This is a genomic window from Peterkaempfera griseoplana (genome assembly GCF_001418575.1).
GTDB classification, from domain to species: Bacteria; Actinomycetota; Actinomycetes; order Streptomycetales; family Streptomycetaceae; genus Peterkaempfera; species Peterkaempfera griseoplana.
This window is the reverse complement of record NZ_LIQR01000444.1, coordinates 1-9,746: the sequence shown is the minus strand read 5'-3', so window position 1 is coordinate 9,746 and position 9,746 is coordinate 1. Positions and strand designations below refer to the sequence as shown.

Annotated in this window: 9 protein-coding genes; all 9 read left to right on the top strand. The window is 73.2% G+C overall.

Annotation, left to right across the window (positions count from 1 at the left end):
* The first annotated feature begins 247 nt into the window (after positions 1-247).
* The 9 genes from rimP to AOK09_RS29200 all read left to right on the top strand — a co-directional run bounded on the left by rimP (position 248) and on the right by AOK09_RS29200 (position 9,504).
* Positions 248-775: a ribosome maturation factor RimP gene (rimP, locus tag AOK09_RS29240; RefSeq protein ID WP_055590251.1), complete on the top strand. Its 528-nt coding sequence runs from the start codon at positions 248-250 to the stop codon at positions 773-775.
* A 2-nt stretch (positions 776-777) separates the two neighbouring features.
* Positions 778-1,749: a transcription termination factor NusA gene (gene nusA / locus AOK09_RS29235; protein WP_055590250.1), complete on the top strand. Its 972-nt coding sequence runs from the start codon at positions 778-780 to the stop codon at positions 1,747-1,749.
* Between the two features lie 57 nt (positions 1,750-1,806).
* A complete protein-coding gene (locus AOK09_RS29230) occupies positions 1,807-2,085 on the top strand; it encodes a YlxR family protein (RefSeq protein ID WP_055590252.1) in 279 nt (92 codons plus the stop codon).
* A gap of 175 nt (positions 2,086-2,260) precedes the next feature.
* On the top strand, positions 2,261-5,398 hold the full coding sequence (gene infB, locus AOK09_RS29225; RefSeq protein ID WP_055590249.1) for a translation initiation factor IF-2: 3,138 nt from the start codon (positions 2,261-2,263) through the stop codon (positions 5,396-5,398).
* 154 nt (positions 5,399-5,552) lie between these two features.
* Complete coding sequence (locus AOK09_RS29220; protein ID WP_055590248.1) at positions 5,553-5,846, top strand: DUF503 domain-containing protein; 294 nt, start codon at positions 5,553-5,555, stop codon at positions 5,844-5,846.
* 117 nt (positions 5,847-5,963) lie between these two features.
* Positions 5,964-6,407 carry a 30S ribosome-binding factor RbfA gene (gene rbfA, locus AOK09_RS29215; RefSeq protein WP_055590247.1) on the top strand — a complete coding sequence of 148 codons (444 nt, stop codon included), beginning with the start codon at positions 5,964-5,966 and terminating at the stop codon, positions 6,405-6,407.
* 52 nt (positions 6,408-6,459) lie between these two features.
* Entirely contained in the window at positions 6,460-7,494 is a 1,035-nt protein-coding gene (locus AOK09_RS29210; RefSeq protein ID WP_055590246.1) for a DHH family phosphoesterase, read from the top strand.
* Between the two features lie 44 nt (positions 7,495-7,538).
* Complete coding sequence (gene truB, locus AOK09_RS29205; protein ID WP_055590245.1) at positions 7,539-8,438, top strand: tRNA pseudouridine(55) synthase TruB; 900 nt, start codon at positions 7,539-7,541, stop codon at positions 8,436-8,438.
* Positions 8,439-8,550: 112 nt separating this feature from the next.
* On the top strand, positions 8,551-9,504 hold the full coding sequence (locus tag AOK09_RS29200) for a bifunctional riboflavin kinase/FAD synthetase (RefSeq protein ID WP_055590244.1): 954 nt from the start codon (positions 8,551-8,553) through the stop codon (positions 9,502-9,504).
* Positions 9,505-9,746: the final 242 nt, after the last annotated feature.

Here is a 9,746-nt window from a genome sequence, read left to right as displayed (position 1 = left end):
GTGGTGGCCCGGGGGGCGGCGGGTGCTGCCGGGGTGGAGTCCGAGCAGGAGGTGAGTGCGAGGGCCGCTCCACCGAGGAGTAGGGCACGCCTGGGCTGCATACGCGGAAGGTACCCGCTGGGGCGGCGGCGGTCGACGGCGGGGTGCCGTAGCCGGGACGGGTGCACGGAATCGGCGGTTGGCCGGTGGACCGGATAGGCTTTGCAGCGCTTCCGACAACAGCAGACGCGGCCGAGGAGTCACCCGGATGAGCACCGACCAGAACGAGCGGCTGCGTGCCCTGATCGAGCCGCTGGCCGCAGGGAGCGGCCTGGATCTGGAAGAGGTCCGGGTGACGCAGGCCGGGCGGCGCAGGCAGCTCCAGGTCGTGGTGGACGCCGACGGGGGCGTGGAGCTGGACGCCGTGGCCGAGCTGAGCCGCGAGATCGGGCAGGCGCTCGACGAGGCCGACGCCATGGGCGGTGCGCCGTACGTGCTGGAGGTCGGCTCCCCGGGGGTGGACCGGCCGCTGACCGAGCCCCGCCACTGGCGGCGGGCCGTGGGGCGCCTGGTGAAGGCGCAGCTGTCGGCCGGCGGCGAGCTGCTGGGCCGGGTGCTGGAAGCAGACGACGAGGGTGTTCTGGTGGAGGTGCCGCCCGTGAAGGGCCGCGGCCGGGCCACCGAGCGCCGGCTGGGCTGGGCCGAGATCGCCAAGGGGCGGGTCCAGGTGGAGTTCAGCCGCAAGGACGATCACATCGACGCCTCCGACGAGGTAGACGAGGACGAGGAGGCGTAACCGTGGACATCGACATGAGTGCCCTGCGCGGGCTGGTGCGGGAGAAGGAGATCTCCTTCGACCTGCTGGTGGAGGCGATCGAGTCGGCTCTGCTGATCGCCTACCACCGTACCGAGGGGTCCCGCCCCAAGGCGCGGGTGGAGCTGGACCGCAAGACCGGCCATGTGACGGTGTGGGCGCTGGAGGAGGCGGACGAGGCGGGGGAGCCGCGGGAGTTCGACGACACCCCCAGCGGCTTCGGCCGGATCGCGGCGACCACGGCCAAGCAGGTCATTCTGCAGCGGCTGCGGGACGCCGAGGAGGAGCGCACCTTCGGCGAGTACGCCGGACACGAGGGCGACATCGTCACCGGCGTGGTGCAGCAGGGCAACGATCCCAAGAACGTGCTGGTCGACATCGGCAAGCTGGAGGCGATCCTGCCGCCGCAGGAGCAGGTGCCCGGCGAGGACTACAAGCACGGCACGCGGCTGCGGTCCTATGTGGTCGCGGTGCGGCGCGGGGTGCGCGGGCCGTCGGTGACGCTGTCGCGCACCCACCCGAACCTGGTGAAGAAGCTCTTCGCGCTGGAGGTCCCGGAGATCGCGGACGGGTCGGTGGAGATCACCGCCATCGCCCGGGAGGCCGGACACCGGAGCAAGATCGCGGTGCGCTCGCACCGGCAGGGGCTCAACGCCAAGGGCGCCTGCATCGGCCCGATGGGCGCCCGGGTGCGCAGCGTGATGGCCGAGCTGCACGGTGAGAAGATCGACATCGTGGACTGGTCCGACGACCCCGCGGAGATGGTGGGCAACGCGCTGTCGCCCGCCCGGGTGACCAAGGTGGAGATCGTCGATCTCCAGCAGCGGTCCGCCCGGGTGACCGTGCCCGACTACCAGTTGTCGCTGGCCATCGGCAAGGAGGGCCAGAACGCCCGGCTGGCGGCCAGGCTCACCGGGTGGCGGATCGACATCCGGCCGGACACCGAGCAGCAGTAGATCAAGGGGTGGAATCACCGGGCCGCGGGAAGCATGGCTGGAGGGGTAGACTTGGTGGTGTCTGGCCGGACGCATGCCCGTGCATGCCCTGAGCGCACGTGTGTGGGCTGTCGCAGGCGAGCGGCCAAGCAAGAACTGCTGCGCGTTGCGGTGGTGGAGGGCGTCTGCGTCCCCGACCTCCGGGGTGCGCTGCCCGGCCGAGGGGCGCATCTGCACCCCGACCCGGGATGCCTCGACCTTGCGGTCCGCCGCCGGGCGTTCCCGCGGGCCTTCCGCCTGCAGGGCGCGCTCGACACCGAGGCGGTCAGACGGCACATCGAGGAGCGCCCCCGCTGAGTGCGGGGGAGTTCGCTGTAAGGAGCACGGCGCGTGCACAAGCGCGCCGGTACCAGGTACCTCGCGAGATGGAAGTAGGTCGAGATTGCGATGAGCACTCGATGAGTACGCGATGAGTACGCCCATGAAGTAGCAACGGTCCGGCGGACGACCACCCCGGACCAGAAGGAGCGAAGTGGCTAAGGTCCGGGTATACGAACTCGCCAAGGAACTCGGCGTGGAGAGCAAGGTCGTCATGGCCAAGCTCACCGAGCTGGGTGAGTTCGTCCGTTCGGCGTCCTCGACGATCGAGGCGCCGGTGGTTCGCAAGTTGACTGATGCTTTCCAGGGGGGCGGCTCCGGCCGGTCCTCCGCCAAGCCTGGCCCGCGGAAGCCCGCGGCGCCCCAGCCCACCGGTGACTCCGGTGCGGCCCGTCCCACTCCCGCCCCGGGTCCGCGGCCCGCGCCGCGTCCGGCCGCCGGTGCGCCGGCGCCCGGCCCGCGCCCGGCACCGCGTCCCGCGGCTGCGCCGGCTGCGCCGGCCCCGTCTCCCGCGCCGCGTCCGGCTCCGGCCCGCCCGGCGGCGGCTGCGCCCGCTGCCGAGTTCTCCTCGCCGGCGCCCGCACAGCCCGCGGCCGAGGCGCCCCGTCCGGCTGCGGCAGCGGAGCGGGCTCCTCGCCCCGACGCGCCGCGTCCCGACGCCGCGCCGCGCTCCGACGCCCCGCGTCCGGGCGGTGCCCGTCCGGGTCCGCGCCCGTCGGGTCCGCGTCCGGGGAACAACCCCTTCACCTCCAGCAACACCGGTATGGCCCGGCCGGGCGGCGACCGCCGTCAGGGCGGCGCCCCGGGTGCCCCGCGTCCCGGCGGTCCCGGTGCGGGTGCTCCGCGTCCCGGTGGCCAGGGTGGCGCTCCGCGTCCGGGTGGTCCGGGTGCGGGTGCTCCGCGTCCCGGTGGCCAGGGCGGCGCTCCGCGTCCCGGCGGTCCCCGTCCCGGCGGTCCGGGTGCGGGTGCTCCGCGTCCCGGTGGCCAGGGTGGCGCTCCGCGTCCCGGCGGCGCACCGTCCCCGGGCGGGATGCCGCGGCCGCAGGGCCCGCGTCCCACTCCCAGCGGTATGCCGCGTCCCAACCCCGGCATGATGCCGCAGCGTCCCGCTGCCGGCCCCCGTCCCGGCCCCGGCGGCCGCGGTCCGGGCGGTCCCGGCGGGCGTCCCGGCGGTCCGGGCGGTCGTCCGGGCGGTGGCGGCGGCTTCGCCGGCCGTCCCGGTGGCGGCGGCGGTGCCGGTCGTCCCGGTACCGGCGGCGGCTTCGGCGGCCCGCGTCCGGGCGGCGGCGGTGGCGGCGGCTTCGGCGGCCCGCGCCCCGGCGGCTTCGGCGGGCGTCCCGGCGGCCCGGGTGGCCGTGGCGGCACGCAGGGTGCCTTCGGTCGCGGTCCGGGCGGTCGTCCGGCGCGCGGTCGCAAGTCGAAGCGTGCGAAGCGCCAGGAGTACGAGGCCATGCAGGCCCCGTCCATCGGCGGTGTGATGCTGCCGAGGGGCAACGGCCAGGTCGTGCGCCTGTCGCGCGGTGCCTCGCTGACGGACTTCGCTGAGAAGATCAACGCCAACCCGGCGGCGCTCGTCTCGGTGATGTTCAACCTGGGTGAGATGGTCACCGCGACGCAGTCGGTCTCCGACGCGACGCTGGAGACCCTCGCCGAGGAGATGGGCTTCGTCCTGGAGATCGTCTCTCCGGAGGACGAGGACCGCGAGCTGCTGGAGTCGTTCGACATCGAGTTCGGTGAGAACGAGGGCGGCGAGGAGTTCCTGGCCCCGCGTCCGCCGGTGGTCACCGTCATGGGCCACGTCGACCACGGTAAGACCCGACTGCTGGACGCGATCCGCAAGTCCAACGTGGTCGCGGGCGAGGCCGGCGGCATCACCCAGCACATCGGTGCCTACCAGGTGGCGGCGGAGGTGAACGGCGAGGAGCGCCGCATCACCTTCATCGACACCCCCGGTCACGAGGCGTTCACCGCCATGCGTGCCCGTGGTGCCAAGTCCACCGACATCGCGATCCTGGTGGTCGCGGCCAACGACGGCGTCATGCCGCAGACGGTCGAGGCGCTCAACCACGCCAAGGCCGCCGGTGTGCCGATCGTGGTCGCGGTCAACAAGATCGACGTCGAGGGTGCGGACCCGGTCAAGGTCCGCGGTCAGCTGACCGAGTTCGGCCTGGTGGCCGAGGAGTACGGCGGCGACACCATGTTCGTCGACATCTCCGCCAAGCAGGGTCTGCACATCGACTCCCTGCTGGAGGCCGTGGTCCTCACCGCCGACGCCTCGCTCGACCTGCGCGCCAACCCCGAGCAGGACGCCCAGGGCATCGCGATCGAGGCCCACCTGGACAAGGGCCGCGGCGCCATGGCGACCGTCCTGGTCCAGCGCGGCACCCTGCGGGTCGGCGATTCCATGGTCGTCGGCGACGCCTACGGCCGCGTCCGCGCGATGCTCGACGAGAACGGCAACAACGTCTCCGAGGCGGGCCCGTCCCGTCCGGTGCTGGTGCTCGGTCTCACCTCGGTGCCCCGCGCCGGCGACAACTTCATCGTCGTCGAGGAGGACCGCACCGCCCGGCAGATCGCCGAGAAGCGGGCCGCCCGCGAGCGCAACGCCGCCTTCGCGCAGCGCCGCGTCCGGATCTCCCTGGAGGACCTGGACAAGGCCATCGCCGCGGGCAGCATCGAGCAGCTCAACCTCATCATCAAGGGCGATGTCTCCGGTTCCGTGGAGGCCCTGGAGGACGCGCTGCTCAAGCTGGACGTCGGCGAGGAGGTCGAGCTCCGCATCCTGCACCGCGGTGTGGGTGCGATCACCGAGTCCGACGTGGACCTGGCGATGGGCTCGGACGCCATCATCATCGGCTTCAACGTGCGGGCCGAGGGCCGTGCACGGACCGCGGCCGACCGCGAGGGCGTCGACATCCGCTACTACTCGGTCATCTACCAGGCGATCGAGGAGATCGAGGCGGCCCTCAAGGGCATGCTCAAGCCGGAGTACGAGGAGGTCCGTCTGGGCTCCGCGGAGATCCGCGAGGTCTTCCGCTCCTCCAAGTTCGGCAACATCGCCGGTGTCCTGGTCCGCGAGGGCCTCATCCGCCGCAACGCCAAGGCCCGCCTCATCCGGGACGGCGCCGTGGTGGCGGAGAACCTCACCATCGAGGGCCTGCGCCGCTTCAAGGACGACGCGACCGAGGTCCGCGAGGGCTTCGAGGCCGGTGTGACCCTGGGGTCGTTCAACGACATCAAGGTCGACGACGTCATCGAGACGTTCGAGATGCGCGAGAAGCCGCGGGCGTGAGCCTGAGGTAGTCGTCCGGGGCCGGGCGGCGGAGCTAGGGGAAGTCCCCGAAATCCGTCGACCGGCCCCGGGCGCGCTGTGTACGGTTCAGCGTACGAAGCCCCAGTTCCGGGGGCACCCTACGAGGCCAACAGGCCGGCTGGGCCTGCCTTACATGTTCGTGGGAACACTCTCTTTCGATCTGCTCTTCGGCGACGTCCACTCGCTGAAGGAGAAGCGGTCGGTCGTACGGCCGATCGTGGCCGAGCTGCAGCGCAAGTACGGCGTCAGCGCGGCCGAGGTCGGGAACCAGCAGCTGCACCGCAGAGCCGAGATCGGCTGCGCGGTGGTGTCCGGGGACGCCGGGCACATCGGGGAGATCCTGGACAGCTGCGAGCGGCTGGTCGCCGGCCGCCCCGAGGTGGAACTGCTCTCGGTACGGAGACGGTTCCATGGCGACGATGACTGACGAACGGATGCGCCCCACGGTTGCGGGCGCGGGCCGGTACGTTGGGGCACGGGCCCCGGCGGACCCCGGTCGGCCGCTGCGCCGCCCGGTACCGGGCCCACAGCACGAGGAGGACACGTGACCGACACCGCGAGGGCGCGCAAGCTCGCCGACCGAATCCAGGTGGTCGTCGCGGAGACCCTGGAGCGGCGGATCAAGGACCCGCGCCTGGGCTTTGTGACCATCACCGACACCCGGGTCACCGGGGACCTGCGGGAGGCCACCGTCTTCTACACGGTCTACGGTGACGAGACCGAGCAGGCCGCCACCGCCGCCGCACTGGAGAGCGCCAAGGGCATCCTGCGCTCCGAGGTGGGACGGCAGACCGGAGTGCGCTTCACCCCGTCGCTGACCTTCGTCGCCGACGCGGTGCCCGACAACGCCCGCCACATCGACGAGCTGCTGGACCGGGCCCGGATGTCCGACGCCCAGGTCCGCACCGCGGCGGCCGGCGCCAGCTACGCCGGCGAGGCGGACCCGTACCGCAGCTCCGGCGGTGACGCCGACGACGAGGACGCATAACCATGGCCGGCAAGCCGTCGCCGGCCGCCGGGCCGGGAGCGAGTCCGGCGGAGTGCCGCGGCCGCGTACCGCCCCGGAGCCGGCGGAGGGGCCCGCCGCACCCGGGGAACGGGCCTGGGCCGAGGTGCTCCATCTGGTGCGGTCCGCCCCCGAGGTGGACCTCATCTGCCATGTCTGCCCGGACGGTGACGCCCTGGGTTCGGCCCTGGCGGCGGGCCTGGCCCTGCGGTCGCTCGGCGCCACGGTGCGGGTCTCCTTCGGGGACGACCCGCAGGTGGTGCCGGCCTCGCTGGCCTTCCTCCCGGGTCAGGAACTGCTGGTGCCCGCGGCCGCGGTACCGGACCGGCCCGATCTGGTGATCACCTTCGACGTCGCCGCGGAGAGCCGGCTGGGCCTGCTGCGCGAGAAGGCCCTCGCTGCCCGGGCCATGGTGGTCATCGACCACCACGCCTCCAACCCCGGCTTCGGCACCCATCCCATGATCGATGCCTCGGCCCCCGCCACCGCGGTGCTGGTCGACGAACTGCTGCGGCGCCTCGGCGTGCCGCTGGACCAGTCGATCGCCACCTGCCTCTACACGGGCGTCGCCACCGACACGGGATCCTTCAAGTACCGGGCGACCACCCCGGCCACCCATGAGTTCGCCGCCCGGCTGCTGGCCACCGGCATCCGCCACGACCTGATCTCCCGCACCCTGTGGGACACCTCCTCCTTCGGCTACCTCAAGGTGCTCTCCGCCGCTCTGGGGCGCGCCCGGCTGGACCCCGCCGCCGCGGGCGGCCTCGGCCTGGTGTGGACCTGGGTGCCGTACGCGGACCTCGTCGCCAACGGCGTCACCGTGGAGGAGATCGAGGGCCTGATCGACGTGGTGCGGCGCACCTCGGAGGCCGATGTCGCCCTGGTGCTCAAGCAGGACCCGGACGGCACCCTGCGCGGCTCCTCCCGTTCCAAGGGCGCCGTGGACGTCGCCGCGGCCTGCGGGGCGCTGGGCGGCGGCGGCCATGTGTACGCAGCCGGCTTCTCCTCCCCCCTCGGCGTCGAGCAGACGCTGGACCGCTTCCGCCGGGCCCTGCGGCCCGTCGGCTGAACCACCGAAAGGAAGGCGGGCCCCGGAGCCCGCCGCCACCACCCATGAAGCGCAAGGGAACCGGCCCCGACGGCCTGGTCATCGTCGACAAGCCCGCCGGCATCACCTCCCACGGCGTGGTCGCCCGGCTGCGCCGCCTCGCCGGCACCCGCCGGGTCGGCCACGCGGGAACCCTGGACCCCATGGCCACCGGAGTGCTGGTGATCGGGGTGGAGAAGGCCACCCGGCTGCTCGGCCATCTGATGCTGACCGACAAGACCTACGAGGCCACCATCCGGCTGGGGCAGACCACGGTCACCGACGACGCCGAGGGCGAGGTGACCGCCACCGCCTCCGCGGCCGGGGTCACCCCCGAGGCCGTCGCCGCCGGGATCGAGGCCCTCACCGGTGACATCCTCCAGGTGCCCTCCAAGGTCAGCGCCATCAAGATCGACGGCAAGCGGTCCTATGCGCTGGTGCGCGAGGGCGAGGAGGTCGAGCTCAAGGCGCGGCCGGTGACGGTCTCCCGGTTCACCGTCCACGACCGGCGGGAGGCCGCGGCTGAGGACGGCACCCCGCTGCTGGACCTGGACGTCACGGTGGACTGCTCGTCCGGCACCTACATCCGGGCGCTCGCCCGTGACCTGGGCGCCGGGCTGGGCGTCGGCGGCCATCTCACCGCGCTGCGGCGGACCCGGGTCGGCCCGTACACCCTGGAGCACGCCGCCACGCTGGAGCAGCTGGAGGAGTCCTTCACCCATCTGCCGATCGGAGAGGCCGCCGCGGCCGCCTTCCCCCGCTGGGACGTCGACGCCGACCAGGCCCGGCTGCTGGTCAACGGGGTACGGCTGAAGTCCCCCGGCCTCCAGCCCGGTCCGGTGGCCGTCTTCGGCCCCGAGGACCGCTTCCTGGCCCTGGTGGAGGAGCGGCAGGGCCAGGCCCGTCCGCTGGCTGTCTTCGCCTGACCCGGGGGCTGCCCGCGGCGGGAGGGCGCTCCGGTGCGGGGCGCGGCGCCGGGGCATGGCAGGCTATAGGGGGTAGATCGGCAGGCGAGTGTGCGGACAAGGAGCGGTCAGGGTGCAGCGCTGGCGTGGCCTGGAGGAAGTCCCCGACGGCTGGGGGCGCAGCGTCGTCACCATCGGATCCTTCGACGGGGTGCACCGGGGGCACCAGCTGATCATCGGCCGGGCGGTGCAGCGCGCCCGTGAGCTGGGCGCGGCCTCGGTGGTGGTCTTCTTCGACCCGCACCCCAGCGAGGTGGTCCGCCCCGGCAGCCATCCGCCGCTGCTGGCGGCGCCGCACCGCCGGGCCGAGCTGATGGGCGAGCTGGGTGTGGACGCGGTGCTGATCCTGCCGTTCACCCAGGAGTTCTCCCAGCAGGCCCCGGCCGACTTCGTCCGCCAGGTGCTGGTGGACGGTCTGCACGCACAGCTGGTGGTGGAGGGTCCCAACTTCCGCTTCGGGCACCGGGCGGCGGGTGATGTGGCGCTGCTGGCCGAACTCGGACGGGAGCACGGCTTCGGCGTCGAGGTGGTCGACCTCTACGTCCGGGGTGACGCCGGCGGCGGAGACCCCTTCTCCTCGACCCTGGCCCGGCGGCTGATCTCGGAGGGCGACATGGCCCGTGCGGCGGAGGTGCTGGGCCGTCCGCACCGGGTCGAGGGGCTGGTGGTGCGGGGCGCCCAGCGGGGGCGTGAACTCGGCTACCCCACGGCCAATGTGGAGACGCTGCCGCACACCGCCATCCCGGCGGACGGGGTGTACGCAGGCTGGCTCACCGCGGCCGGCGAGCGGATGCCTGCGGCCATCTCGGTCGGCACCAACCCCACCTTCGACGGCACCACGCGGACGGTGGAGGCCTACGCCATCGACCGGGTCGGCCTGGACCTCTACGGGCTCCATGTGGCCGTGGACTTCCTGGCCTTCCTGCGCGGCATGGAGAAGTTCGACACCATCGACGACCTGCTCGCGCGGATGGCGGACGACGTCAAGCAGGCCCGCGAGCTGACGGACAGTCACGACGCCGACTGAGGCCCGTCCGGCACGCCCCGCGGGCACCGGCTCCCGGCACCGGCTCGCGGCGCACCGCCGGCCGGACCGGAGCCTTTGCTGAGCACAGACAGGGGCGGGGAAGGCCGCACACTCCACCCCACCGGTGGAACGCGCGGCCTTCCCCGCCCCTGTGGCGACTACTGCTGTGGCGGCGGGTAGCCGTACCCCGGCTGCTGCGGCTGCTCCTCGTACCCCGGCTGCTGCGGCTGCTCCTCGTACCC

Coding starts and splice junctions, on each gene's coding strand:
- rimP (WP_055590251.1), top strand. CDS start 248: ATGAGCACCGACCAGAACGAGCGGCTGCGTGCCCTGATCGAGCCGCTG.
- AOK09_RS29220 (WP_055590248.1), top strand. CDS start 5,553: ATGTTCGTGGGAACACTCTCTTTCGATCTGCTCTTCGGCGACGTCCAC.
- truB (WP_055590245.1), top strand. CDS start 7,539: ATGAAGCGCAAGGGAACCGGCCCCGACGGCCTGGTCATCGTCGACAAG.